Here is a 24,216-nt window from a genome sequence, read left to right as displayed (position 1 = left end):
TCATCGTCCTTCGTTCGTGGTCCGCCAGGGTGCTCTCCCTGACCGAATCGGGCACGGGGCCCGGACCCATCAAGGGTACCGGGCACCCCAAGATCGGCTCTCCACCCTTTTCCGCGTCCCCGACTGGAGGATCCTCCGTATGCGAGGGCGGGCAGGTTCCTCCCGTTCCTACGGTGGCACCCTCCGCTCGGACCTTCCTAAAGTGGGGCAATGCGTACACGCGAGCCGCTTCCGTCCGTCGGGGACGTCCTCGCCGCCCTCGCGACCGGGCTGTGGCACTGGGACACGGCCACAGGACTGGTCACCGTCGACGCGGAGGCGGCGCGGCTGCTCGGGCTGCCCGCGGAGCCCGCCACCCTCACGGAGGCCCAGGCGCGGGCCCGGCTGCACCCGGCCGACTGGAACGAGATCACCGGGGTGGTGCCGCTGGCGGTCGCCGAGGGCACGCTCGCCGAGGTACGCATCCGGATCATGGACGAGCGGGGGAACGTCCTGCGGGTCGTGCGCAGCCGGTCGAAGCCGTCCTACGACCGTGAGCGGCAGGCCTTCGAGCTGATCGGCACCCTCCAGGAGGTCACCGAGCCGGCCCCGGGCACGCCGGCCGGGCGCAGCGCGGTCACCGGGGACTGGCGGCGCTCACGGGAGGCGTTCCTGCTGGACGCGGGCCGGGCGCTGGCGGAGGCCCGGTCGACCGAGGAGGTGCTGCGGGTGGCCGGCGGTCTGTCGATGCCGGGCTTCTCCCCGGACGGGCTGGTGGTCTTCGGGGTCCAGGGCGACCGGCTGACGATCACCGGCCAGCACGGGCACGAGCCCGGCGACATGAACCCGTTCTCGGACATGCCGCTGGCCACCGACTACCCGGCGGCCGAGGTCGCTCGCACCGGCCGGGCGGTCTATCTCTCCTCGCCGCAGGAGTACAAGGAGCGCTACCCCGTCACCTGGCCGCTCGCCCAGCCCTTCGGCCGCCGGTCCTGGGCCTTTCTGCCGCTGACGGTCGCCGGGCACACGATGGGCGCCTGGCTGGCCGCCTTCACCTGCCCGGTGGCGTTCACGCCCGACGAGCGCGCGGTGCTCACCACGGTCGCCCGGATGCTCGCCCAGGCGCTGTCCCGGGCCAGTGCCGTCGAGTCCGAGCGCGAGCTGACGGAGGGCCTCCAGCGCTCCATGCTGCCCTCGCTCGGCCCGAAGATCCCGGGCATGCGGGTGGCCGCCCGGTACATCCCGACCGGCGGCGGACTCCAGGTCGGCGGCGACTGGTACGACATGATCCCGCTGCCCTCCGGCCGCTTCGCGCTGGTCGTCGGGGACGTCCAGGGCCATGACGTACGGGCGGCGGGCCTGATGGGCCAGCTGCGCATCGCCCTGCGGGCGTACGCCTCCGAGGGCCACCGCCCGGACGCCGTGCTCTCCCGTGTCTCCCGCTTCCTGCACGGCATCGCCCACGACGGCCACGACACCCGCGACGCCCGTGCCGACCACACCGACCAGTCGGCCGACCTGCGCTTCGCGACCTGCGTGTACATCGAGGTGGACCCGGCAACCGGGATGCTGGAGATCGCCCGCGCCGGACACCCACACCCGGCGATCCGGATGGCCGACGGCACGGTGATGATGCGGCCGACGGCGGGCGGGCTGCCGCTCGGCATCGACCCGGACGCCGACTACCCGACGACCCGCTTCGCCCTCGAACCCGGCGAGACGATGATGCTGTGCACCGACGGCCTGCTGGAGACCGGCGGGCACGACATCGACAGCGGCTGGCTGCGGCTGCGCGCGATCCTGGAGGACCACCCGGCGGACGCTCAGCAGGGGGCGGCCGGCCTGGAGTCGCTGGCGGACGCGCTGGTGCAGGGCGTGCACGGGCCGTCCTCGCACCACACCACCGGCCCGCTGGCCGACCGCCGCGAGGACGACATCGCGCTGGTGCTGCTGTGCCGGACGCCGGAGCGCACCGCCCGGCCCGCGGTCCGGCGCACCCTGCTGTCGGTGGCGCAGGACGAGCCGGACCGGATCACCGAGGCCCGCCAGCACCTGCGCGAGCTGCTGCACGACTGGGCCTCGCCGGACCAGGTCGACTCGGCGGTGCTGCTCGTCTCGGAGATGGTCACCAACGTCCTCGTCCACACCGACACCGACGCGCTGCTGCTGGCCGAGGTGACCGGCGAACCGGGGGCGCGCCGGCTCCGGGCGCAGGTCACGGACACGGGCGACGACCTGCCCCACCGGCGCCGCCCCGGCGAGCTGGCCTCCTCCGGGCGCGGCCTGATGCTGGTCGAGCTCCTCGCCGACGCCTGGGGCGTGGACCCCCGGGGCGAGGGCAAGAGCATCTGGTTCGCGCTCTACGAGTCCGGGGGCGGGGCCGACGGGTCCGACGGCGTCGGGGAGGCCGAGGCGGCCGCGGAGGGCGGCGCCGCGTAACGGCCGCGCAGCTCCTGCACCACCCCGAAGGCGGCCGCGGTCAGCGGTACGGCGAGCAGCATGCCGAGGATGCCGGCGACGGACGCCCCGGCGGTGATCGCGAGCATCACCACCGCCGGATGCATCTGCACGGTCCGGCTCTGGATGACCGGCTGCAGCACATGCCCCTCCAGCACCTGCACGGCGAGGACGACGCCGAGCGCCCACAGCGCGATGACGAAGCCGCGGTCGGCGAGGGCGACCAGGACGGCCACCGCGCCGGAGAGGAAGGCGCCGAGATAGGGGATGTAGGCGCCGACGAAGACCAGCGCGCCGAGCCCGATCGCGCCGGGCACCCGCAGGACCAGCAGGCCGACGGTGATGCAGACGGCGTCGATGAGCGCGATGAGCGTCGTACCGCGCATGAACCCCTCCACCGCCTCGAAGGCCCGCCGGGCGATGGCCTCCACGGTGTCGGCGGTGTCCCCGGGCGCAATGGCGCGCAGGCCCTCGACGGCCCGGTGGGAGTCGCGCAGGAAGAAGAAGACGAGCAGCAGGGCGAGGACCGCCATGGCGATGCTCTCGGCGGCGACGCTCACCCCGCTGATCACGTTGGAGGCGGCCGTCCCGCCGAACTTGGCCAGCAGCTTGCGGGAGTTGGCGGCCAGGTCGTCCAGCCCGGTCCCGGCGGCCCCGAAGTGCTGGGACACGCTCTTGGCGGCGGCCCGCAGCGAGGAGATGATCTGGTCCCCGGTGTCGACGAGCGCGGCGACGACGATGTACACGGCCCCGCCGACCACGGCCACGACGGCGACGCAGGTCAGGGCGGCCGCCACCGACGGCTGTACCCGCGCCGCGACGAGCTGCCGGTACAACGGCCCGAGCAGCGCGGTCCCGAGCAGCGCGAGCAGCACCGGCGTGACGGCCGTACGGAACTCCCCGCACAGCCGCACCCCGACCCAGCCCACTCCCGCGACGAGCAGCAGCACGGCGCACCAGGCGGCGAGGCGCCGGACGGGATCGGGGAGCAGATGCACACGTCCAGCGGATCATGACCGCCGGACGTGTGCCCTGTTTCCTTGAACCAACCGAGTCAGCCCTGCGGTCCGCCCTCGGTCATGCCGTGCACCGCCGGGATCGTCCCCAGCCGGCCCTTCTGGAAGTCCTCGAAGGCCTGCTGGAGCTCGTCGCGGGTGTTCATGACGAACGGGCCGTAGTGCGCCATGGGCTCACGGATCGGCTGTCCGCCGAGGAGGACGATCTCCAGGTCCGGGGTGTGGCTGTCCTGCTTCTCGTCCGCGCGGACGGTCAGCGAGGACCCGGCGCCGAACACCGCGGTCTGGCCCAGGTGGACCGGACGCCGCTCGGCACCGACCGCACCGCGCCCCGCCAGGACGTACGCCAGGCCGTTGAAGTCCTCGCGCCACGGCAGGGTGATCTCCGCGCCCGGCGCCAGCGTCGCGTGGATCATCGTGATCGGCGTGTGCGTGATCCCGGGGCCCTGGTGGCCGTCCAGCTCGCCCGCGATGACGCGGAGCAGCGCGCCGCCGTCGGGGGAGGTGAGCAGCTGGACCTGACCGCCGCGGATGTCCTGGTAGCGCGGAGCCATCATCTTGTCCTTGGCGGGCAGGTTCACCCACAGCTGGAGGCCGTGGAAGAGGCCGCCGGACACCACGAGGGACTCCGGCGGGGCCTCGATGTGCAGCAGGCCCGAGCCGGCGGTCATCCACTGGGTGTCACCGTTGGTGATGGTGCCGCCACCGCCGTGGCTGTCCTGGTGGTCGAAGGTGCCGTCGATGATGTAGGTGACGGTCTCGAAGCCGCGGTGCGGATGCCAGGGGGTGCCCTTGGGCTCGCCCGGCGCGTACTCCACCTCGCCCATCTGGTCCATCATGATGAACGGGTCGAGGTGACGGTAGTTGATCCCCGCGAACGCCCGACGGACGGGGAAACCCTCGCCCTCGAAACCGCTCGGAGCGGTGCTGACAGCCAGCACCGGACGCGCGACGGCGTCGGCGGGTGCGGTCACGCGGGGCAGCGTCAACGGGTTCTCGACGGTCACTGCAGGCATGGTCGGTACCTCCTTGTGCGCCCACTTTAGTTGAGCGTTGAACTTTCTGCCACCCCCAACGCGAAGAGCCCGGAGGGCATTCCCTCCGGGCTCTCTCGGTCGAGACGGCGCGCGGCTCAGCCGCCGTACATCCGGCGCATCGCGAAGTCCACCATCTGCTCGACGGCCTTCGCGTCGAACACCATCCGGTGCTCGCCCTCCATGTCCAGGACGAAGCCGTAGCCGGTCGGCAGCAGATCGATCACCTCGGCGCCGGTGATCACGAAGTACTTGGACTCCTTGCCCGCGTACCGGCGCAGCTCCTTCAGCGAGGTGAACATCGGGATCACCGGCTGCTGGGTGTTGTGCAGGGCGAGGAAGCCGGGGGTGTCACCGCGCGGGCAGTACACCTTCGACGTGGCGAAGATCTGCTGGAAGTCCTCGGCGGCCATCTGCCCGGTGGTGAAGGCGCGCACCGCGTCCGCGAGGGAGGGCGGGGACGGCTCCGGGTAGAGCGGCGGCTGCTGGCCGTACCCGCCGGCTCCGCCCTGCATCTGCTGCTGCGCCGAGCCGTACTGCTGCTGAGCAGCACCACCGTCCATGGGCTGGCCGTATCCGTACATGGGCGCAAGCGTACCGAGGCCCGGGGCGGGGCAGGGGCAGAGCGGCAGAACCCCCGCGGAGTAGACCCTTCTCACACTCGGGCCGAGAGGGGTTGCGTCTTATTACCGACGGGTAGCATCATCGTAGCTACTTGTTGGTATGTGAATTAGGCTGCGAGGAGTCAGTGCCTCGCCGATCCCTCTACGGAGCCGTCGCCATGGGGCACTACAAGTCGAATCTCCGCGACATCGAGTTCAACCTCTTCGAAGTACTGGGGCGCGACAAGGTGTACGGCACCGGCCCGTTCGAGGAGATGGACGTCGAGACCGCCAAGAGCGTCCTGGAGGAGCTGACCCGCCTCTCCGAGAACGAGCTGGCCGAGTCCTTCGCCGACGCCGACCGCAACCCGCCGGTCTTCGACCCGGAGACCAACACCGCGCCGGTCCCCGCGTCCTTCAAGAAGAGCTACCAGGCCTTCATGGACTCCGAGTACTGGCGCCTCGGCCTGCCCGAGGAGATCGGCGGCACCACCTCGCCGCGCTCCCTGATCTGGGCCTACGCCGAGCTGATCCTGGGCGCCAACCCGGCCGTGTGGATGTACTCCTCGGGCCCGGCGTTCGCCGGCATCCTCTTCGAGGAGGGCAACGAGGTCCAGAAGCACATCGCCAAGATCGCCGTGGAGAAGCAGTGGGGCTCCACGATGGTGCTCACCGAGCCCGACGCGGGCTCCGACGTGGGCGCCGGCCGCACCAAGGCCGTCCAGCAGGAGGACGGCTCCTGGCACATCGAGGGCGTGAAGCGCTTCATCACCTCCGGTGAGCACGACATGTCGGAGAACATCCTCCACTACGTCCTCGCCCGCCCCGAGGGCGCCGGCCCCGGCACCAAGGGCCTGTCCCTCTTCCTCGTGCCGAAGTACGAGTTCGACTTCGAGACCGGCGAACTGGGCGAGCGCAACGGCGTCTACGCCACCAACGTCGAGCACAAGATGGGCCTGAAGGCCTCCAACACCTGCGAGATGACCTTCGGCGACCGGCACCCCGCCAAGGGCTGGCTCATCGGTGACAAGCACGAGGGCATCCGCCAGATGTTCCGCATCATCGAGTTCGCCCGCATGATGGTCGGCACGAAGGCGATCTCCACGCTCTCCACCGGCTACCTGAACGCGCTGGAGTACGCCAAGGAGCGCGTCCAGGGCCCCGACCTCGCGCAGTTCATGGACAAGGCCGCGCCCAAGGTCACCATCACCCACCACCCCGACGTGCGCCGCTCGCTGATGACGCAGAAGGCGTACGCCGAGGGCATGCGCGCCCTCGTGCTGTACACCGCCTCCGTCCAGGACGCGATCCAGGTCAAGGAGGCGAACGGCGAGGACGCCGCCGCCGAGCACGCGCTGAACGACCTGCTCCTGCCGATCGTCAAGGGCTACGGCTCCGAGAAGGCCTACGAGCAGCTCGCCCAGTCGCTCCAGACCTTCGGCGGCTCCGGCTTCCTCCAGGAGTACCCGATCGAGCAGTACATCCGGGACTCCAAGATCGACACCCTCTACGAGGGCACCACGGCGATCCAGGGCCAGGACTTCTTCTTCCGGAAGATCGTCCGCAACCAGGGCGCCGCGCTGAACTCCCTCGCCGAGGACATCAAGAAGTTCCTGGCGCTCGGCACCGGCGGCGAGGAGCTGTCCGGCGCCCGTGAGCACCTGGCCAAGGCGGCCGTCGAGCTGGAGGCCATCGTCGGCCTGATGCTGACCGACCTCGCGGCCACCGAGCAGGACACCAAGAACATCTACAAGGTGGGCCTGAACACCACCCGCCTGCTGCTGGCCTCCGGCGACGTCGTCATCGGCTACCTGCTCCTCAAGGGCGCCGCCATCGCCGCCGAGAAGCTGGCCACCGCCTCGGCGAAGGACCAGGCCTTCTACACCGGCAAGATCGCCGCGGCGAAGTTCTTCGCCGCGAACGTCCTGCCCGGCGTCACCCTCGCCCGCAAGGTCGCCACGGGCGTCGAGCTGGACCTGATGGAGCTGGACGAGGCCGCGTTCTGATCCCGTAGGTCCGTCGCGCGGGCCCGCTTCCCTTCCGGGGGGAGCGGGCCCGCGCCCGTCGTTAAGGTGAACCCATGAGCGCACCCGCTGCCCGCTTCGACCGCGGCCACACCGACGACCTGATGTCCTTCCTGGCGGCCGGACCGTCGCCGTACCACGCCGTGGCGACCACCGCGGCGCGGCTGGAGAAGGCCGGCTTCCGCCAGGTCTCGGAGACGGACGCCTGGGACGCGCGGACATCGGCGGCCTCCGCCGCGGGGAGCGGCGGCAGGTACGTGCTGCGCGGCGGCGCGATCGTCGCCTGGTACGTCCCCGAGGGCGCGGAGCCGCACACCCCGTTCCACATCGTCGGCGCGCACACCGACTCCCCGAACCTGCGCGTCAAGCCGCAGCCGGACAGCGGTGCGCACGGCTGGCGCCAGGTCGCCGTCGAGATCTACGGCGGCCCGCTGATGAACTCCTGGCTGGACCGCGACCTGGGCCTGGCCGGCCGGCTGACCCTGCGCGACGGCTCCTCGGTCCTGGTGAACGTGGACCGTCCGCTGCTGCGCGTCCCCCAGCTGGCGATCCACCTGGACCGCTCGGTGTCCACGGAGGGCCTCAAGCTCGACAAGCAGCGCCACCTCCAGCCGGTGTGGGGCCTCGGCAACGACGTGCGCGAGGGCGACCTCGTCTCCTTCCTGGAGCAGGAGGCCGGGCTCGCGGCCGGCTCGGTGGCCGGCTGGGACCTGATGGTGCACCCGGTGGAGGCGCCGGCCTACCTCGGCCGCGACCGGGAACTGCTCGCCGGCCCGCGCATGGACAACCTGCTGTCGGTGCACGCGGCCGCCGCCGCCCTCGCCTCGGCCGCGACCTCCGGCGCCGCCCTCACCCGCATCCCGGTCCTCGCCGCCTTCGACCACGAGGAGAACGGCTCCCAGTCGGACACCGGCGCGGACGGCCCGCTGCTCGGCTCGGTCCTGGAACGCTCGGTGTTCGCCCGCGGCGGCTCCTACGAGGACCGCGCCCGCGCCTTCGCCGGCACGGTCTGCCTGTCCTCCGACACGGGCCACGCCGTCCACCCCAACTACGCCGAGCGCCACGACCCCACCCACCACCCCCGGGTCAACGGCGGCCCCATCCTCAAGGTCAACGTCAACAACCGCTACGCCACGGACGGTTCGGGCCGGGCGGTCTTCGCCGCGGCCTGCGAGAAGGCGAACGTCCCCTTCCAGACCTTCGTCTCCAACAACTCCATGCCCTGCGGCACCACGATCGGCCCGATCACCGCGGCCCGCCACGGCATCCGCACGGTCGACATCGGCGCGGCGATCCTGTCGATGCACAGCGCCCGCGAACTCTGCGGCGCCGACGACCCGTTCCTCCTGGCGAACGCGCTGACGGCGTTCCTGGAGGGCTAGCCGGCGACTCGGGGGCGCCACCGCGGCGCCCCCGGCCCGTCACGGATCCAGGAGTGCCGCCCGGCTCCGGCACCGGGTCAGGACAGGGCGTGTCCCGTGGTCGCGTCCACGTGGTCCGGCACCTCCTCGTGCCGGTCGCCGACCGAGAGGGTGCCGGTGGGCTCGAAGAGGAGGACCTCGGCGCGCCGGGGCGCGGACGGCTTGTGAAAGGTGCCGCGCGGGACGGTGAACACCGACCCCCTGGTCAGGACGACCGTGCGCTCGCCGGCCGGTTCGCGCAGCCCCAGGTGCACCTCGCCGTCGAGGACCAGGAAGAACTCGTCGGTGTCCTCGTGCACGTGCCAGACGTGCTCGCCCTCGAACTTGGCGATACGGACGTCGTAGTCGTTGACGGCGGCGACGATACGGGGGCTCCAGCACGCGTCGAAGGAGGCGAAGGCCTTGTCCAGCGAGATGGGTTCGATGGGTTCCATGCCGTCATCGTGCGGGTGGCCGGGCTGCTCGTACGAGTGCCAGGAATCGCATATGCCGCAAAGATCCTCTCAACACCGGGTCGTCGTGATCGTCGACGAGGGCACCAACCCCTTCGAGGTCGGCGTCGCCACCGAGCTGTTCGGCCTGCCGAGGCCCGAACTGGGCTTCCCGGGGCCCCTGTACGAGGTGACGCTGTGCGCGCCCGGCTCCGCGGCCCGGATGAACCACGGCTTCTTCACCCTGACCGGCGTGTCCGGCCTGGAGGCGGTGGACGAGGCCGACACCCTCGTCGTACCGGGCCGCCCCGACAACGTCGTACCGCGCGGCGCCGACGTCCTCGACGCCATCAGCCGCACGCACGCGCGTGGAGCACGGATCATCAGCTTCTGCACCGGCAGCTTCGCCCTCGCCGAGGCGGGACTGCTCGACGGCCGGCGCGCCACCACGCACTGGATGTGGGCGGAGAAGTTCCGGGAGCTGCATCCCAGGGTGCTGCTGGAGCCGGACGTGCTGTTCGTGGACGAGGGCGACCTGCTCACGGCCGCCGGCAGCGCGGCCGCGCTCGACCTCGGGCTGCACGTCTGGCGCCGCGACCACGGCGCCGAACTCGCGAACGCCGTCTCCCGGCGCCTCGTCTTCGCCGCCCACCGGGACGGCGGCCAGCGGCAGTTCGTGGAGCGCCCGGTGCCCGACGTGCCCGACGAGTCGCTCGGCCCGCTGCTGGCCTGGGCGCAGGAACGGCTGGCCGAGCCGCTGACCGTGGCGGACCTCGCCGCCCGCGCGGCCGTCAGTCCCGCCACGCTGCACCGCCGCTTCCGCGCGCAGCTCGGCACGACCCCGCTGGCCTGGCTCACCGGCGAGCGCGTGGCCCTGGCCTGCCGGCTGATAGAGCGGGGCGAGGAACGCCTGGACGCCGTCGCGGCCCGCAGCGGCCTCGGTACGGCGGCCAATCTGCGGGCACGGCTGCGCCGGGAGACGGGGCTCAGCCCATCGGCGTACCGCAGGCGCTTCGGGCCGGCGGTACGGTGATGATCAAGGAACGGCGGGGAACGGTACCCGCATGAGATTCCTCGTACGCGACCGGCTCCTCGGCATCGGTGAAGACTATTGGATCGAGGACGAACACGGCCGGAAGGTGTTCCTCGTCGACGGCAAGGCGATGCGGCTGCGGGACACCTTCGAGCTGAAGGACGCCCACGGACGCGTCCTGATCGACATCCACCAGAAGATGTTCGCGCTGCGCGACACGATGGTGATCGAGCGGGACGGCGAGGGCCTGGCCAGGATCCGCCGCAAACGCCTGTCCCTGCTGCGCAACCACTACCGGGTCGCCCTGGCCGACGGGAGCGAGCTGGACGTCAGCGGGAAGATCCTGGACCGCGAGTTCGCGGTCGAGTACGACGGCGAACTCCTCGCGGTGATCTCCCGCCGCCGGCTGCACCTGCGGGAGACCTACGGCGTCGACGTCGTCCGCGAGGACGCGGACCCGGCCCTGCTGATCGCCGTGGCGGTGTGCGTGATCCACCTCGCGGAGAAGGAGCGCGAGGAGGACTAGGCCGCTGGTGGGGCTAGGCCCTGTCGTGCGGCGGGCGCAGGCCGAGGACCCGGTCCTTCAGGGCGGGGAACTGCTCGCGGGTGGCGGCCACCTTCGCCGGGTCGAGGTCGACCGTTAGGACCTCCTCGCCCGGGCCCGCCTCGGCGAGCACCTCGCCCCACGGATCCACCACGATCGAGTGACCGGCCTGGGGAACTCCGGCGTGCGTCCCGGCCGTTCCACAGGCGAGCACGAACGCCTGGTTCTCCACCGCCCGCGCCTGAGCCAGCAGCGTCCAGTGCGCGCGCCGCCGCTCGGGCCACCCCGCCGGGAGGACGAGGATCTCGGCGCCGGCGTCGACCAGCCCGCGGAAGAGTTCGGGGAAACGGAGGTCGTAGCAGGTGGCCACGCCCAGCGTGGTCCCGGGCAGCCGGACCGTCACCAGCTCCTGCCCCGCGCCCATCAGCACGGCCTCGCCCTTGTCGAAGCCGAAGCGGTGGATCTTGCGGTAGGCGGCGGCCAGTTCACCGGAGGGGGAGAAGACGAGAGAGGTGTTGTAGAGCGGCCCGTCGCCCGAGGCGGAGCCGCTGTCGGATGCGGCGCGCTCCGGGATCGACCCGGCGTGCAGCCACACGCCCGCGTCGCTCGCGGCCTTGGCCATCGCTTCGTACGTCGGCCCTTCGAGCGGCTCGGCCTCGCGGCCGAACTCCTCGTAGGCGAAGGCGCCGGTGGTCCACAGCTCGGGGAGGACCACGAGATCGGCACCGGCCTGTTCCCGGACCAGCCCGGCCACCCGCTGCCGCCGGGAGTCGACCGATTCGTCCTCGTTCACGGCGATCTGGATCAGCGAGGCGCGCACACTACCACCGTCCTGGCATTCGAGACGTCCACACAGGCCTACGATCGTCACACGAAAGCACTGCCGGGGTGACTGATTGCAGCGTAACTTGGGGGTCCCCCCGATTCGAGCGCAGCCGAGAATTGGGGGAGACCCAGACACCCACCGCCGTGCCGCCGCCGCCCGCTGGCAACGCCGCCACAACCTGCCCGTGTACCGACCGCCGAGGGGTCCCGTTCCGTGAGTCTGCATCCCACCCTCCAGCCCTACGCCGACGCCTGGACACACTCCGTCGAAGCGATATCCGGGATGCTGCAGCCGCTCGTCGAGAGCGAGTGGAACCGGCGGACCCCCTGCCCCGGCTGGTCGGTCCGCGACGTCGTGTCGCACGTCATCGGCCTGGACTGCGAGATGCTCGGCGACCCGCGCCCCATCCACTCCCTGCCGAGCGACCTCTTCCACGTCAGGACCGAGCACCAGCGCTACATGGAGATGCAGGTCGACAGCCGCCGCCATCACACGGCGCCGGAGATGACGGCCGAGCTGGAGTACACGGTCATCCGGCGCAACCGCCAGCACCGCAACGAGTCCCGCGACCCCGGCACCACGGTGCGCGGCCCGCTGGGCAAGGACGTGACCCTGGAACAGGCCTACCGCACCCGGGCGTTCGACGTGTGGGTGCACGAGCAGGACCTGCGCACGGCCCTCGGCCTGCCCGGCAACCTCGACTCGCCGGGTGCGCACGTGGTCCGCGACGTCCTTCTGGACGCGCTCCCCAAGGTCGTCGCCAAGGGCGCGAACGCGCCGCGCAGCTCGGCGATCGTCTTCGACGTGCACGGCCCGGTGGAGTTCCTGCGCACGATCCGCGTCGACATCCAGGGCCGGGGCACCCTGGAGACGGCCCCGGCCCTCGGCCCCGCCGCCACGCTCACCCTCGACTGGGAGACCTACGTCCGCCTGGCCTGCGGCCGCGTCACCCCGGAGGCGGTGACGGACCGGGTGAAGACCGAGGGCGACCCGGACCTGACGGCGGCGATCCTGCGCAACTTCACGGTGACGCCGTAGCCGATGTCGTGGCGGGCGGCCGCCGGTGAGCGCCACGGCAGGTTGTCACAGCAGGTGGGGGCGGGGGCTACGCCGCGGGCACGTGGACCGTCTCCACCCGGCTGGCGACGAGCCGCTCGCGCTCACGCCGGGCCGCCCGCCCCCGGAGCCGCAGGATCTGGCTGACGCCCAGCGCCTGCAGCACGAACACCGCCGAGAACGCGATGTCGTAGTCGTCACCGGTGGCGTCCAGCAGCACCCCGATCGCGAGCAGCGTCGTCATCGAGGCGATGAACCCGCCCATGTTGGTGATCCCGGACGCCGTCCCCTGCCGCTCGGGCGGATTGGCCGGCCGCGCGAAGTCGAAGCCGAGCATCGACGCCGGCCCGCAGGCCCCGAGCACCGTGCACAGCACCACCAGCAGCCACATCGGCGCCCGCTCCCCCGGGTAGACGATCGTCGCCGCCCACATCAGCGCCGTCGCCCCGACCGTCCCGAGCGCCAGCGGCAGCCGCGCCGCGTGGTGCCGGGCGACGATCTGGCCGTAGACGAGCCCGATCACCATGTTGGACAGCACGACCAGCGTCAGCAGCTCGCCGGCCGTGGCCCGGCTCAGCCCCTGCGCCTCGACCAGGAACGGCAGGCCCCACAGCAGCAGGAACACCATCGCCGGGAACTGGGTGGTGAAGTGCACCCACAGCCCCAGCCGCGTCCCGGGCTCCCGCCAGGAGGCCAGGATCTGCCGCCGCACATAGGCCGCGCCCCGGTGCGGGGACGGCTCCGGCTCGTACCCCTCGGGGTGGTCCTTCAGGAACAGCAGCGTCAGTGCCAGCACCACGGCACCGGCGAGCGCGCTGCCCGCGAACGCCGGGGTCCAGCCGATGCTGTGCAGCAGGCGGGCGAGGACCAGCGTGGAGACCAGGTTGCCCGCCATGCCGACGAGCCCCGCGAGCTGCGCGATCAGCGGACCGCGCCGGGCCGGGAACCACCGGGTGCCGAGGCGCAGCACGCTGATGAAGGTCATCGCGTCGCCGCAGCCCAGCAGGGCCCGGGAGGCGAGCGCGGTGCCGTACGACGGCGAGAAGGCGAAGCCGAGCTGCCCGGCCGTGAACAGCACCGCGCCGATGCTCAGCACCTTCTTCGTGCCGAGCCGGTCGACCAGCAGGCCGACGGGTATCTGCATGCCGGCGTAGACCAGCAGCTGAAGTATGGAGAACGTGGACAGCGCGGAGGCGTTGACGTGGAACCGGTCGGCGGCGTCCAGACCCGCGACGCCCAGTGACGTACGGAAGATGACGGCGACGAAGTAGACGGCGACGCCTATGGACCATACGGCGGCGGCGCGTCGGCCGCCCGGCGGGTCACCCGGGAGGGTGGCCTTGCTCGTCGTGGCGCTCACCGCACCTCACCCCGCGCGAGGTGCTCGAACCAGGACACGTGCCGGTGCACGACCCCGACGGCCGCCTGCGCGTCCCCGGCGCGCAGCGCTTCCAGGATCTCCTCGTGCTCGGCCAGGGTCTTGGCGATCCGGTCCGGGTGCGAGTGCATGACGGCCACACCCATCCGCAGCTGGCGGTCGCGCAGTTGGTCGTAGAGCCGGGAGAGGATCTCGTTGCCGCCGCTGCGCACGATCTCGGCGTGGAAGGTGCGGTCGGTCACCGCCGCACCGGCCAGATCCCCGGCGGCGGCCTGCGCCTTCTGCTGCTCCAGCAGCACGGCGAGCCGCTCCAGCAGTGCGGGCGGCGCGGGTACGGCCTTGCGCGCGGCATGCTCCTCGACCAGCTGCCGGGTCTCCACGACATCGGCGATCTCCTGCGCGGAGACGGGCAGCACGAGGGCGCCCTTCTTCGGGTAGAGCCGGATCAGGCCCTCGACCTCCAGTCGCAGCAGCGCCTCGCGCACCGGGGTGCGCGAGACCCCGACGGCTTCGGCCAGCTCGCCCTCGGTGAGCAGGGTCCCGCCCTCGTAACGACGGTCGAGGACACCTTGTTTGACGTGGGTGTAGACGCGGTCGGCGGCGGGTGGCTGCTTGATCGGGGGCGCTGGCTGCTGGACGGCCGTTTTCATGCCCACAGGATAGATACAACACGTACGCATGCGGCGCCGGCGTCCACGATCCGGACGAGACCGAGATCCCCGGGCAGCAACCGCACAACCTTGTGTGCTACTTACGTGTCACACGTGTGCGGCCCTCCACTCTTGCCACCTCAACTCGGCCGCGCTTCAGGGGCATTCAAGACAATCGGGGTACTTCACTTTGATTACCGGCATTCACGGCACCCGCAGGACCCGTATCCGCAGAGGCGCCGCCGTCGCCGTCACCTCCGGCGCGCTGCTCGCGACCGGTGCCCTCACCGCGGTGCCCGCGCAGGCCGTCACGGCGCCCTCGATCGTGGCCGCCGGCGGCTACGTGATGAACAACGCGAACGGCGCGTCGCTCTACACCAAGGCCGCGGACACCAAGCGGTCCACCGGATCCACCACCAAGATCATGACCGCCAAGGTCGTGCTCGCCCAGTCGAACCTCAACCTCGACAAGAAGGTGACGATCCAGAAGGCGTACAGCGACTACGTCGTCAAGAACAACGCCTCCCAGGCCCACCTGATCGTCGGCGACAAGGTCACCGTCCGCCAGCTGCTGTACGGCCTGATGCTGCCGTCCGGCTGCGACGCCGCCTACGCGCTCGCCGACACCTACGGCTCCGGCACCACGCGCGACGCGCGCGTGAAGAACTTCATCGGCAAGATGAACAGCGCCGCCAAGAGCCTTGGGCTGAAGAACACGAGCTTCGACTCGTTCGACGGCATCGGCAACGGCAACAACTTCTCGACGCCGCGCGACCTGACGAAGATCGCCAGCAGCGCGATGAAGAACGCCACCTTCCGGGCGATCGTCAAGACGACGGCGTACACCGCGAAGACGATCACCAAGACCGGCAGCACCCGCACGATGCAGACGTGGACCAACACCAACACGCTGCTCTCCAGCTACAGCGGCACCATCGGCGTGAAGACCGGCTCCGGCCCGGAGGCCAAGTACTGCCTGGTCTTCGCCGCGACCCGGAACGGCAAGACGGTCATCGGCACCGTCCTCGCCTCCTCGTCCATCGCGCAGCGCGAGTCGGACGCCAAGAAGCTCCTCTCCTACGGCTTCACCAAGCTCGGCTGACGCCTGGTCGGACAGACATCCACGGGCCCGTCGCGACCAGCGGCGGGCCCGTTGCCGTTCCCGGACGCGGGCCGGAGCACGGACACGGACACGGACACCACCTGGACGATGCCCGGTGACATGAGATGAAGTGAATGGTGCTAGTGTCATTAGCACCATGCTGCTGCGTCTGGACAAGACCGACACCCGCCCCCTGCACGAGCAGGTCGCGGCGGCGATCCGGCGGGCCGTCGCCGAGGGCGAGTGCCGCGCCGGTGACCGGCTGCCCTCCGCCCGCGATCTCTCCGAGGCCCTGGACATCAACGTCAACACCGTCCTGCGCGGCCTGCGCGAACTGCGGGACGAGGGCCTGCTGGAGTTCCGCCGGGGCCGCGGGATCACCGTGGCCGAGGGGGCCGACCGGCGGTCCGGACTGCAGCTCAGGGTGCGGGAACTGGTCGCCGAAGCCTCCCGGCTCGGCTACAGCCGCACCGACCTCATCGACATGATCCGGGGGATCTCATGACGGACGGGGACGACATGAAGAACGGCAGCGGTCCGGCCGCGCACAGCGGTTGGCGCGGTGGGCACGCCCCCCGCTGGGGCACCGCGGCGTGCGTCGCGGCCGTCGCCGCACTGCTCGCGGGCCTGCCCTGGGCCGCCCACGGCCGGCTCCCCGGCCGCCTGGCCACCCACTGGAGCGGCGACGCCGCCCCCGACGGGTCGATGCCGCTGTGGGCCGCCGCCGTGTTCCCGGCCGGGATCTGGCTGCTGATCGCCCTCGCGGTGTCCCTGAGCCGGCGCCGTGCGCGGGCGGGCGCCCGCCCCTGGCGGGGGCTCGTCCTGGCCCCCACGGGTACCGTCCTCGTCGGCGCGCAGGCGTCCGTCGTCCGGGCCAACCTCGACCGCACGGACTGGCACGAGGCCCGCCAGCCGGTCTGGGCCATCGTGCTGATCCTGGCCCTGACGGGGGCCGCCCTCGCCGTCGCCTGGCGGATCGCCGTCCACGTCGCCTCCGCCACGCCCGCCATCGCACCGCCCGAGCTGGACCTGCCCGAGGGCGAACGGCTGGCGTGGTTCTCCCACGCGGCCAACCCCTGGCTCCAGTTGCTGTCCGCCGCCGCATGCCTGGTCGCCGCCGGCACACTGGTGGCCCTCGGCGTCGGCCTGGCGAGCCCTGAGGCCCTGTGGCCCGTGTTCGCGGTCTGCGGCGTCATCGCCCTGGCCGGCGGCGTGTTCTCCTCGGTCCGCGCGAAGGTGTCGGAAGCGGGTCTGGAGGTGGCGTTCGGCCCCCTCGGCTGGCCCGCCCGCCGCTGGTCCCCCGCCGCCATCGAGTCCGCCCGCGCCGAGCAGCGCCGCCCGTCCGAGGTCGGCGGCTGGGGCTACCGCCTCAGCGGCCACGGCACGACGGTCATGCTCCGCGCCGGCGACTGTCTGGTCGTACGCCCCCGGGGCCGCCGCAGCGACTTCGCGGTCAGCGTGGACGACGCCGAGCGCGGCGCGGCCCTGCTGAACGCCCTGCGCCGACGGGACCGAGCGGGCATCGGATGAAGCGGTCTCAGCGCAGACGTCGGCCCTCCTTCACCGCGAGCTGGTCGTAGGTCTTGAAGGTGTACACGGCGTCGTAGGTCATCAGGTTTCCCTTGGCCGCCGGCACGCCGAGCCGGTGGTTGAGGGGGCCGGTGAGCGGGCCGCAGTCCTCGGCGGCCGGGGCGGTGAACGTGTCGTCGTACGCCGAGAAGGCGATCACGGGCGGGTCCTGGGAGATCCACGTGGAAGGGCCGGACCGCTTCAGCTGGAAGTCGACGGGGGCGCTCGCCCCGACGGCGCACCCGTGCGGCAGCAGCGGGCTCAGGAGCCGGAAGCGGAGGCTGAACCGGCCGGTGTAGGCGTCGAACCAGCCGCCGTACTCCGCCTGTATCGCCAGTCCCAGGGCCGCCGTGCGATCGCCCGCGGGGGTGCCGGTCAGTCCGCCCGGTACAGCGGTCGGCGTGCTGTGCATCGCGCCCCACACCTGCCCGTTGACACCGTCCGGCATCGGACCCTCTGCGTGCGTCAAGGTGATGGGGGCGAACGCCACCGTGACCTTTCCCATCGTCAACCGCGGTGCCGCGGTGTGCACTTCGCATCTCCAGCGGGCCGGGTCGACGCCGTCGGGAAGGGATGGGCAGTCGCTGAAGTCGGTCGTGGACGCGGACGGGGGAGCGGCGCGGGGCGCGGCGTACGCGGCAGCCGGCGCGCACACCGCCGCCGTACCGGCGAGGACGGCGGCGCCCGCGACGGCGGCGACACGGCGGACCGGAGAGGAAGGAGAAGGGGGAGCAGGGGGAGCGGAAGGAGAGGAACCGGGGCGGGCGGCAGTCGATTTCTTCATGGCACCAGCGTCCCGCCGGCGGCCGCTCCGTCACTATCCGTGACACCCCCCACTCCACCCTGAGGAACCCCTGAGGCAACGTCCTGAACACACCCTGAGGCGACGTCGGGGATCCGCACAAAACACCTGCTGGGACGGCCTGTTGGAGGGGCCGAGGTCAGCGGAGTCCCGGCAGCCGCCGCAGTTCGCCGACCTTCAGCAGCCGCGCCAGCAGAAGGAAGACGAGCGCGAGGGCGAGCGTGCCCGCCACGGTCGCCAGGGCCGCCCCCGCCGTGCCGTCCCCGAGCACGCCGGCGCAGCCCCGCGCCGCCGCCCAGCCCGCCACCGCGCCCCCGGCACCGGCGCACAGCAGGGCCGAGGTGCAGCCCGCCGAACCCGGTGCTCCCATCGCCTACGCCATGCCGGAGCAGGTGGCGGAGGCCATCGTCCGGCTGGAGGCGCACAACCTTCAGGTGGACGAGGAGCTTGCGATCGCACAGCGCGAATCAGTGGTCGTGCAGCGGGAGTTGCTCGCCACGCAGAAGGCCGCGCCGGCCGTGCAACAGGCCATGGTCCGGGCGATGGAACGCATCGCCGACCGCCTCGACCTCCTGGCCCTCGGCCGTCCCGTCCCGCCGCCGGACGCTTCCACGGCTCTGCCCACGACGGCATCCGTCCTGGCGGACTGGCGGCAGCGGCTGTCCGTGACGGAGGACGTGTGGGCCGTGGCCGTCGTCATCGCCCCCGTTCTCGTGGACAAGGGCGAACTGCGCGAGCCCCTCGAATCCATCGCCGCCCGGACGGGGCTCTCGGTGCGGCGTGTCAATGAGTGCCTACAGCTGCTGCGGCGGCGGCACGCCTGCATCCGCCCTCACGGCGGGGCCGAGGACGGGGCGCCGGTGTACGCGCTGAACCGGTGAGCTCCTGGCAGCAGGGAAGGCGGCCGCAAGTCGATGTTGCGGCCGTCCTCCCTCGACTCCGAAGATTAACCACTCAGCGGCGTCACGCCCAGCTGATCAGCCTCTTCGGCTGTTCCAGGATCGCGGCCACGTCCGCGAGGAACTTGGAGCCCAGTTCGCCGTCGACCAGGCGGTGGTCGAAGCTCAGCGCCAGCGTGGTGACCTGGCGGGGCTTGACCTTGCCCTTGTGGACCCACGGCTGGAGCTTGATCGCGCCGATCGCGAGGATCGCCGACTCACCGGGGTTGAGGATCGGCGTGCCGGTGTCGACGCCGAAGACGCCGACGTTCGTGATGGTGATCGTGCCGCCCTGCATCGCCGCCGGGGACGTCCTGCCCTCGCGGGCCGTCGCCACCAGCTCGCCGAGGGCCCCGGCCAGCTGCGGGAGCGTTTTGTCGTGCGCGTCCTTGATGTTCGGCACGATCAGGCCGCGCGGGGTGGCCGCGGCGATGCCCAGGTTGACGTAGTGCTTCTGCACGATCTCCTGGGCGGCCTCGTCCCAGGAGGCGTTGATGTCCGGGTTGCGCTTGACGGCGACCAGCAGGGCCTTGGCGATCAGCAGCAGGGGGTTGACCCGCAGGCCCTGGAACTCGCGGTCCTGCTTCAGCTCCTCGACCAGCTTCATCGTGCGCGTCACGTCCACCGTCACGAACTCCGTGACGTGCGGCGCCGTGAACGCCGAGCCGACCATCGCCGTGGCCGTCGCCTTGCGGACGCCCTTGACGGGGATGCGGGTCTCGCGCGCGGTGTCGTACGACGCCACGGGAGCCGGCGCCGGCGTCACGGGGGCGGCGGTAGCAGCGGGAGTGGCGGTCGCCGGTGCGGCCGTCGCGGGCGTGGCCGCCGCGTGGACGTCCTCGCGCGTGATGACGCCGTCGGGGCCGGACGGGGTGACCGTGTCCAGGTCGACGCCGAGGTCCTTGGCCAGCTTGCGCACCGGCGGCTTGGCCAGCGGGCGGGGCCTGTCCACGGCCGGGGCGGCGTGGCCGTTCAGCTCCGCCTGGATCGCCTGGGCCGGTGCCGGGACCGTGACCTCGGAGCCCTTGCGGGGGCGGCGCTTGGTGGAGGACGTCGCCACGCCGTAGCCGACCAGGACCGGCTGGCGGCCCTCCGGCTTCGCCTCCTCGGCCGGGGCCTCGGCCGGCGCCACGGGCTCCGCCTGCGTCGGGGCCGGCGCGCCGCCCGCCACGTCCACCGCGATGATGGTCGTGCCCACGTCGACCGTGGTGCCCTCGGGGAAGTGCAGTTCGCGGACCACGCCGTCGTAGGGGATGGGCAGTTCGACGGCCGCCTTGGCGGTCTCGACCTCGCACACCACCTGGCCGTCGGTGACCGTGTCGCCCGGCTGGACGTACCACTTGAGGATCTCGGCCTCGGTGAGTCCCTCGCCGACGTCCGGCATCTTGAACTCGCGTACGGACGCTTCCGTCATCGTCGTCACGAACCTCTCCTCAGTACGCCAGCGAGCGGTCGACGGCGTCGAGCACGCGGTCCAGGTCCGGCAGGTACTCCTCCTCCAGGCGGGCCGGCGGGTACGGGGCGTGGTAGCCGCCGACCCGGAGCACCGGGGCCTCCAGGTGGTAGAAGCAGCGCTCGGTGATGCGGGCGGCGATCTCCGCGCCGGAACCGAGGAACACCGGCGCCTCGTGGACGACGACCAGGCGACGGGTCTTCTCGACGGACGTCTGGATCGCGTCGAAGTCCAGCGGGGAGACCGAGCGCAGGTCCAGGACCTCCAGGGACTTGCCCTCCTCGGCAGCCGCGTTCGCGACCTCCTGGCACAGCTTCACCATCGGGCCGTACGCCGCCAGGGTCAGGTCGGTGCCCTCGCGGACGACCTGCGCCCTGTGCAGCGGCGCGGGGATCGCGTCGACGTCCACCTCGGCCTTGTCCCAGTAGCGGCGCTTGGGCTCGAAGTAGATCACCGGGTCGTCGCTCTGGATGGCCTGCTGCATCATCCAGTACGCGTCCGAGGCGTTGGAGGGGCTGACCACCTTCAGGCCCGCCACGTGCGCGAAGAGCGCCTCGGGGGACTCGGAGTGGTGCTCGACCGCGCCGATGCCGCCGCCGTAGGGGATGCGGACGACGACCGGCATCTTGACCTTGCCCAGCGAGCGCGCGTGCATCTTCGCGAGCTGGGTGACGATCTGGTCGTAGGCGGGGAAGACGAAGCCGTCGAACTGGATCTCCACCACCGGGCGGTAGCCGCGCAGGGCCAGGCCGATCGCGGTGCCCACGATGCCGGACTCCGCGAGCGGGGTGTCGATGACCCGGCTCTCGCCGAAGTCCTTCTGCAGGCCGTCGGTCACCCGGAACACACCGCCGAGCTTGCCGACGTCCTCGCCCATGACCAGGACCTTGGGGTCGGTCTCCAGGGCACGGCGCAGCGACTCGTTGATGGCCTTGGCCATCGCCATCTTCTCGGCCATGTCAGTGACCCCCTTCAGATGCGTCCGCGAACGACGCCTGGTAGGCGGCGAACTGGGCGCGCTCCTCGTCGACGAGCGCGTGCCCGTCCGCGTACACGTTCTCGAAGATGGCGAAATGATCCGGGTCGGGCATGGCACGGACCACTTCGCGCACTCGTTTGCCCAACGCCTCGGACTCGGCCTCGAGTTCCGCGAAGAATCCCTCGTCCGCGTGGTTTGAGGCTTCCAGGTACCGGCGAAGGCGCAGGATCGGGTCCTTGGCCTCCCAGGCCACGCGCTCGTCGTCGGCCCGGTAGCGGGTGGGGTCGTCCGAGGTGGTGTGGGCGCCCATCCGGTAGGTGAACGCCTCCACCAGGGTGGGGCCCTCGCCCCTGCGGGCGCGCTCCAGCGCCCACTTGGTCACCGCGAGGCAGGCCAGCACGTCGTTGCCGTCGACGCGGACGCCGGGGAAGCCGTAGCCCTGGGCGCGCTGGTAGAGCGGCACCCGGGTCTGCTTCTCGGTCGGTTCGGAGATCGCCCACTGGTTGTTCTGGCAGAAGAACACGACCGGGGCGTTGTAGACCGCGGAGAAGGTGAACGATTCGGCCACGTCGCCCTGGCTGGAGGCGCCGTCGCCGAAGTAGGCGATGACCGCGCTGTCCGCGCCGTCCTTGGCGATGCCCATCGCGTAGCCGGTGGCGTGCAGCGTCTGGGAGCCGATGACGATCGTGTACAGGTGGAAGTTGTTGCTGTTGGGGTCCCAGCCGCCGTTGTTCACACCGCGGAACATGCCGAGCAGGTTGGTCGGGTCGACCCCGCGGCACCAGGCGACGCCGTGCTCGCGGTAGGTCGGGAAGACGTAGTCGTCCTCGCGGGTGGCCCGCCCGGAGCCGATCTGGGCGGCCTCCTGGCCCAGCAGGGAGGCCCACAGGCCCAGCTCGCCCTGGCGCTGGAGGGCGGTGGCCTCGGCGTCGAAGCGGCGGGTGAGCACCATGTCGCGGTACAGGCCGCGCAGGTCTTCGGGGGTGATGCCGGCGACGTAGGCGTCGTACTCGGCGTTCTTGACCCGCTTGCCCTCGGGCGTCAGGAGCTGGACGAGCTCGGGCTCGGCGCTCTTCTTCGCGGCGGTACGGGTGGTGCGGGTGGTGCGCTGGGTACCGGTGGCTCCGGACGCGGTGCCGGACCTGCCGGACTTCGCTCCGGTACCGGTCTTGCCGGCCTTGTCTGCGGCGCTGCGTCGCGGCTGGCGCGCGGCACTGCTGTCCACGGTCACGTGTGCTCCTCCGTCGTTCCGGCCCCCGGGGTTGCCGGTAGGCCAGTGCGGCTCACCTGTTTCGACCACGGGGCACGGGGTGGGTGCCACTCGGCCGGGAACAGGCGTGACAGGTGCCCCGGCGAGCGCCCTGCAACCAACACGTTACCCAGTGCCTCACATTTCTGTGAAACCCCATCTGACCTGCGACTTTGCTTGGATTTCCAAGTAAAGTCGAAGGGAGGGAGAAGCGTGCTGGTCACAGCCTCGCGAAAGGCCGGAGCAAGCGCACGTTATCCCGCGCACCCAGGTCACGGGAAGAGTTTGCGTGGGAGACTCCTTCCGTGCACGAGGGCGGAAAAATCGTGGCATTTCTCCTCGATGGCCGCCGGACGGCAGCGGGGCCGAGGTGCGCCGGGAGGCGATCCCCGGCAGCGAGCCGCTCCGGATCGGCGAGCGTTTGCATCCCGCCTTGCATCCCGCCGAGAAGACGATCAAGAATTACGTTTCGCGTCCGCTTTCCAAGCTCGGCAGGCAGGTGGAAAAGAGCGGAAGCGACGGAAATCTCTGATAAAGCCTGGCGCGTGACCGAAAGCGATCATCGTCGACTGCTTGTGACAACGCCCAGCTCACGGGCGCTTTTCGTGCCCTAGCATCTGCGGCGTGCCGCGCTCTTGTGTACCACCCCTCGTACCCCAAGCGCCCCCTCTGGGCGACTTGCTCCGCATGTACTCCGCCGGTAGCGCTCTCACCTGTGAACCGGTCGTGCAGGGCCTCCTCAATCGCGCATACCGGGTGTGTACCACCCGCGGCAGCTATTTCCTGAAGCACCATTTCGACCCCGACACGGCCGACCCGGCCGCCATCGAGCGCCGTCACCTGGCCACCCGACGCCTGGCCGACCTGGGCGTCCCCGTCCCCGTGCCGCTCGCGTCCCGCGAGGGCCGTACGGTCGCCGTCGTCGGCGGCCACGCCTACGCCCTGCACCCCTGGATCGACGGCCGGCACCGCCACGGCGGCCAGCTCACCCGGCCCGAGAGCGCGCGCCTGGGAGCGGTCCTGGGCGCCGTGCACGCCTGCCTGGAGCGCGTGATGCCGCCCAAGGGGCGCACCCGTCCGGCCACGAGCCCCCATCCCGTGGAGAGCGCCGACCCGGACGACACCTTCGACCTCATCGACGACCTGCTCGGCCGGGTCCGCCGCCACCGTCCCGCCGACGCCTTCGACGAGCTGGCCCGGCACCGGCTCCTGGAACGCCGCGCGCTCCTGGAGCAGCACGCGGACCGGCGCCCCCCGCGCGGGGGCTCGGTGGGCTGGGTGCACGGCGACTTCCACCCGTTCAACCTGCTCTACAAGGACGGCGTGCCCGCGGCCATCGTCGACTGGGACCGGCTCGGCGTGCAGCCCCGCGCGGAGGAGGCCGTACGCGCCGCGGTGATCTTCTTCGTACGCCCCGCGGGCGCCCTGGACCTGCCGAAAGTACGCGCCTACGCGCGCGCGTACCGGCGCGCGGCCGGGGCCACGCCCTCGGAGCTGTCGGCGGCCGTGCACCGGGTGTGGTGGGAGCGGCTGAACGACTTCTGGATGCTGCGCTGGCACTACGAACGCCGTGACACGCGCGCGGACTGTCAGTTCCCGGCCGCGTCGGCGCTCGTGGTGTGGTGGACGCGGGAGTACGACGCCGTCTGCGAGGCGTTCACCGGCTGACGGCG

At 71.6% G+C, this 24,216-nt stretch carries 23 protein-coding genes and 1 pseudogene; 12 read left to right on the top strand and 12 right to left on the bottom strand.

Annotated elements, in window-relative coordinates:
- Positions 1 to 210 precede the first annotated feature (210 nt).
- On the top strand, positions 211 to 2,418 hold the full coding sequence (locus AC4OXY_RS26450; protein WP_491991163.1) for an ATP-binding SpoIIE family protein phosphatase: 2,208 nt from the start codon (positions 211 to 213) through the stop codon (positions 2,416 to 2,418).
- On the opposite strand, the gene AC4OXY_RS26445 is transcribed toward AC4OXY_RS26450, so the two are convergent.
- From AC4OXY_RS26445 to AC4OXY_RS26435, 3 genes are all read right to left on the bottom strand, one after another.
- Positions 2,340 to 3,434 (bottom strand): AI-2E family transporter, encoded by a 1,095-nt coding sequence (locus AC4OXY_RS26445; protein ID WP_356026047.1) that lies wholly within the window; start codon positions 3,432 to 3,434, stop codon positions 2,340 to 2,342. The genes AC4OXY_RS26450 and AC4OXY_RS26445 overlap by 79 nt on opposite strands.
- 56 nt (positions 3,435 to 3,490) lie before the next feature.
- Positions 3,491 to 4,468 carry a pirin family protein gene (locus tag AC4OXY_RS26440; protein WP_356026044.1) on the bottom strand — a complete coding sequence of 326 codons (978 nt, stop codon included), beginning with the start codon at positions 4,466 to 4,468 and terminating at the stop codon, positions 3,491 to 3,493.
- Between the two features lie 116 nt (positions 4,469 to 4,584).
- The gene (locus tag AC4OXY_RS26435; RefSeq protein WP_356026042.1) at positions 4,585 to 5,070 is read right to left on the bottom strand and encodes an SseB family protein; all 486 of its coding nucleotides are present in this window, start codon (positions 5,068 to 5,070) and stop codon (positions 4,585 to 4,587) included.
- A gap of 197 nt (positions 5,071 to 5,267) precedes the next feature.
- On the opposite strand from AC4OXY_RS26435, the gene AC4OXY_RS26430 reads away from it, so the two are divergent.
- A complete protein-coding gene (locus tag AC4OXY_RS26430) occupies positions 5,268 to 7,094 on the top strand; it encodes an acyl-CoA dehydrogenase (protein WP_491994644.1) in 1,827 nt (608 codons plus the stop codon).
- Positions 7,095 to 7,168: 74 nt separating this feature from the next.
- Positions 7,169 to 8,494, top strand: a complete 1,326-nt coding sequence (locus AC4OXY_RS26425; RefSeq protein WP_362822594.1) for a M18 family aminopeptidase — start codon at positions 7,169 to 7,171, stop codon at positions 8,492 to 8,494.
- 77 nt (positions 8,495 to 8,571) lie between these two features.
- Here the strand turns inward: AC4OXY_RS26425 and AC4OXY_RS26420 are convergent, their stop codons facing one another.
- Complete coding sequence (locus tag AC4OXY_RS26420) at positions 8,572 to 8,967, bottom strand: cupin domain-containing protein (protein ID WP_376287953.1); 396 nt, start codon at positions 8,965 to 8,967, stop codon at positions 8,572 to 8,574.
- Between the two features lie 52 nt (positions 8,968 to 9,019).
- Here AC4OXY_RS26420 and AC4OXY_RS26415 point away from each other — a divergent pair, with 52 nt between their 5' ends.
- Both AC4OXY_RS26415 and AC4OXY_RS26410 read left to right on the top strand, forming a co-directional pair.
- The gene (locus AC4OXY_RS26415; protein ID WP_362822596.1) at positions 9,020 to 9,997 is read left to right on the top strand and encodes a helix-turn-helix domain-containing protein; all 978 of its coding nucleotides are present in this window, start codon (positions 9,020 to 9,022) and stop codon (positions 9,995 to 9,997) included.
- Between the two features lie 31 nt (positions 9,998 to 10,028).
- Positions 10,029 to 10,523 (top strand): LURP-one-related/scramblase family protein, encoded by a 495-nt coding sequence (locus AC4OXY_RS26410; RefSeq protein WP_356026033.1) that lies wholly within the window; start codon positions 10,029 to 10,031, stop codon positions 10,521 to 10,523.
- 13 nt (positions 10,524 to 10,536) lie between these two features.
- Here the strand turns inward: AC4OXY_RS26410 and AC4OXY_RS26405 are convergent, their stop codons facing one another.
- The gene (locus tag AC4OXY_RS26405) at positions 10,537 to 11,361 is read right to left on the bottom strand and encodes a carbon-nitrogen family hydrolase (RefSeq protein ID WP_362820702.1); all 825 of its coding nucleotides are present in this window, start codon (positions 11,359 to 11,361) and stop codon (positions 10,537 to 10,539) included.
- Positions 11,362 to 11,580: 219 nt separating this feature from the next.
- Here AC4OXY_RS26405 and AC4OXY_RS26400 point away from each other — a divergent pair, with 219 nt between their 5' ends.
- Positions 11,581 to 12,405, top strand: a complete 825-nt coding sequence (locus tag AC4OXY_RS26400; protein ID WP_356026028.1) for a maleylpyruvate isomerase family mycothiol-dependent enzyme — start codon at positions 11,581 to 11,583, stop codon at positions 12,403 to 12,405.
- 67 nt (positions 12,406 to 12,472) lie between these two features.
- Here the strand turns inward: AC4OXY_RS26400 and AC4OXY_RS26395 are convergent, their stop codons facing one another.
- Together AC4OXY_RS26395 and AC4OXY_RS26390 are read right to left on the bottom strand one after the other, a co-directional pair.
- Complete coding sequence (locus AC4OXY_RS26395) at positions 12,473 to 13,783, bottom strand: MFS transporter (RefSeq protein WP_376287952.1); 1,311 nt, start codon at positions 13,781 to 13,783, stop codon at positions 12,473 to 12,475.
- Positions 13,780 to 14,451: a GntR family transcriptional regulator gene (locus tag AC4OXY_RS26390; protein ID WP_356026023.1), complete on the bottom strand. Its 672-nt coding sequence runs from the start codon at positions 14,449 to 14,451 to the stop codon at positions 13,780 to 13,782. Before AC4OXY_RS26390 ends, AC4OXY_RS26395 begins: the two co-directional genes overlap by 4 nt.
- 190 nt (positions 14,452 to 14,641) lie before the next feature.
- On the opposite strand from AC4OXY_RS26390, the gene AC4OXY_RS26385 reads away from it, so the two are divergent.
- The 3 genes from AC4OXY_RS26385 (at position 14,642) to AC4OXY_RS26375 (ending at position 17,083) form a co-directional block, all read left to right on the top strand.
- Positions 14,642 to 15,553, top strand: coding sequence for a D-alanyl-D-alanine carboxypeptidase family protein (locus AC4OXY_RS26385; RefSeq protein WP_356026021.1), 912 nt, complete (start codon positions 14,642 to 14,644; stop codon positions 15,551 to 15,553).
- Positions 15,554 to 15,710: 157 nt separating this feature from the next.
- Complete coding sequence (locus AC4OXY_RS26380) at positions 15,711 to 16,058, top strand: GntR family transcriptional regulator (RefSeq protein WP_356026019.1); 348 nt, start codon at positions 15,711 to 15,713, stop codon at positions 16,056 to 16,058.
- Entirely contained in the window at positions 16,055 to 17,083 is a 1,029-nt protein-coding gene (locus AC4OXY_RS26375) for a DUF1648 domain-containing protein (protein ID WP_491991162.1), read from the top strand. Before AC4OXY_RS26380 ends, AC4OXY_RS26375 begins: the two co-directional genes overlap by 4 nt.
- A gap of 7 nt (positions 17,084 to 17,090) precedes the next feature.
- Here AC4OXY_RS26375 and AC4OXY_RS26370 read toward each other — a convergent pair whose 3' ends face one another.
- Both AC4OXY_RS26370 and AC4OXY_RS26365 read right to left on the bottom strand, forming a co-directional pair.
- Positions 17,091 to 17,906 carry a hypothetical protein gene (locus tag AC4OXY_RS26370; RefSeq protein ID WP_491991161.1) on the bottom strand — a complete coding sequence of 272 codons (816 nt, stop codon included), beginning with the start codon at positions 17,904 to 17,906 and terminating at the stop codon, positions 17,091 to 17,093.
- Positions 17,907 to 18,063: 157 nt separating this feature from the next.
- The gene (locus tag AC4OXY_RS26365; RefSeq protein WP_491994823.1) at positions 18,064 to 18,294 is read right to left on the bottom strand and encodes a hypothetical protein; all 231 of its coding nucleotides are present in this window, start codon (positions 18,292 to 18,294) and stop codon (positions 18,064 to 18,066) included.
- Here AC4OXY_RS26365 and AC4OXY_RS26360 point away from each other — a divergent pair.
- A pseudogene (locus AC4OXY_RS26360) lies at positions 18,260 to 18,805 on the top strand (DNA-binding protein); the annotation flags it as partial. The gene AC4OXY_RS26365 and the pseudogene AC4OXY_RS26360 overlap by 35 nt on opposite strands.
- Before the next feature lie 82 nt (positions 18,806 to 18,887).
- On the opposite strand, the gene AC4OXY_RS26355 reads toward AC4OXY_RS26360, so the two are convergent.
- The 3 genes from AC4OXY_RS26355 to pdhA are packed head-to-tail and all read right to left on the bottom strand — an operon-like array spanning position 18,888 to position 22,525.
- On the bottom strand, positions 18,888 to 20,285 hold the full coding sequence (locus AC4OXY_RS26355; RefSeq protein WP_356026012.1) for a dihydrolipoamide acetyltransferase family protein: 1,398 nt from the start codon (positions 20,283 to 20,285) through the stop codon (positions 18,888 to 18,890).
- A 10-nt stretch (positions 20,286 to 20,295) separates the two neighbouring features.
- Entirely contained in the window at positions 20,296 to 21,273 is a 978-nt protein-coding gene (locus AC4OXY_RS26350) for an alpha-ketoacid dehydrogenase subunit beta (protein ID WP_356026009.1), read from the bottom strand.
- 1 nt (position 21,274) lies between these two features.
- Positions 21,275 to 22,525, bottom strand: a complete 1,251-nt coding sequence (gene pdhA, locus AC4OXY_RS26345) for a pyruvate dehydrogenase (acetyl-transferring) E1 component subunit alpha (protein ID WP_356026007.1) — start codon at positions 22,523 to 22,525, stop codon at positions 21,275 to 21,277.
- 307 nt (positions 22,526 to 22,832) lie between these two features.
- Between pdhA and AC4OXY_RS26340 the strand changes: the two genes are divergently transcribed.
- Positions 22,833 to 23,075, top strand: a complete 243-nt coding sequence (locus tag AC4OXY_RS26340) for a hypothetical protein (RefSeq protein ID WP_491991160.1) — start codon at positions 22,833 to 22,835, stop codon at positions 23,073 to 23,075.
- A gap of 155 nt (positions 23,076 to 23,230) precedes the next feature.
- Complete coding sequence (locus AC4OXY_RS26335) at positions 23,231 to 24,211, top strand: phosphotransferase (protein ID WP_356026005.1); 981 nt, start codon at positions 23,231 to 23,233, stop codon at positions 24,209 to 24,211.
- Positions 24,212 to 24,216 lie beyond the last annotated feature (5 nt).

It is taken from the genome of Streptomyces sp. HUAS MG56 (assembly GCF_058673395.1).
The sequence above is the reverse complement of the archived record's forward strand: the minus strand, read 5'-3'. Positions and strand labels throughout refer to the sequence as shown.

Coding starts and splice junctions, on each gene's coding strand:
- AC4OXY_RS26450 (WP_491991163.1), top strand. CDS start 211: ATGCGTACACGCGAGCCGCTTCCGTCCGTCGGGGACGTCCTCGCCGCC.
- AC4OXY_RS26380 (WP_356026019.1), top strand. CDS start 15,711: ATGCTGCTGCGTCTGGACAAGACCGACACCCGCCCCCTGCACGAGCAG.
- AC4OXY_RS26390 (WP_356026023.1), bottom strand. CDS start 14,451: ATGAAAACGGCCGTCCAGCAGCCAGCGCCCCCGATCAAGCAGCCACCC.
- AC4OXY_RS26410 (WP_356026033.1), top strand. CDS start 10,029: ATGAGATTCCTCGTACGCGACCGGCTCCTCGGCATCGGTGAAGACTAT.
- AC4OXY_RS26420 (WP_376287953.1), bottom strand. CDS start 8,967: ATGGAACCCATCGAACCCATCTCGCTGGACAAGGCCTTCGCCTCCTTC.
- AC4OXY_RS26440 (WP_356026044.1), bottom strand. CDS start 4,468: ATGCCTGCAGTGACCGTCGAGAACCCGTTGACGCTGCCCCGCGTGACC.
- AC4OXY_RS26430 (WP_491994644.1), top strand. CDS start 5,268: ATGGGGCACTACAAGTCGAATCTCCGCGACATCGAGTTCAACCTCTTC.
- AC4OXY_RS26365 (WP_491994823.1), bottom strand. CDS start 18,294: ATGGGAGCACCGGGTTCGGCGGGCTGCACCTCGGCCCTGCTGTGCGCC.
- AC4OXY_RS26435 (WP_356026042.1), bottom strand. CDS start 5,070: ATGTACGGATACGGCCAGCCCATGGACGGTGGTGCTGCTCAGCAGCAG.
- AC4OXY_RS26425 (WP_362822594.1), top strand. CDS start 7,169: ATGAGCGCACCCGCTGCCCGCTTCGACCGCGGCCACACCGACGACCTG.
- AC4OXY_RS26375 (WP_491991162.1), top strand. CDS start 16,055: ATGACGGACGGGGACGACATGAAGAACGGCAGCGGTCCGGCCGCGCAC.
- AC4OXY_RS26415 (WP_362822596.1), top strand. CDS start 9,020: ATGCCGCAAAGATCCTCTCAACACCGGGTCGTCGTGATCGTCGACGAG.
- AC4OXY_RS26370 (WP_491991161.1), bottom strand. CDS start 17,906: ATGAAGAAATCGACTGCCGCCCGCCCCGGTTCCTCTCCTTCCGCTCCC.
- AC4OXY_RS26335 (WP_356026005.1), top strand. CDS start 23,231: ATGTACTCCGCCGGTAGCGCTCTCACCTGTGAACCGGTCGTGCAGGGC.
- AC4OXY_RS26350 (WP_356026009.1), bottom strand. CDS start 21,273: ATGGCCGAGAAGATGGCGATGGCCAAGGCCATCAACGAGTCGCTGCGC.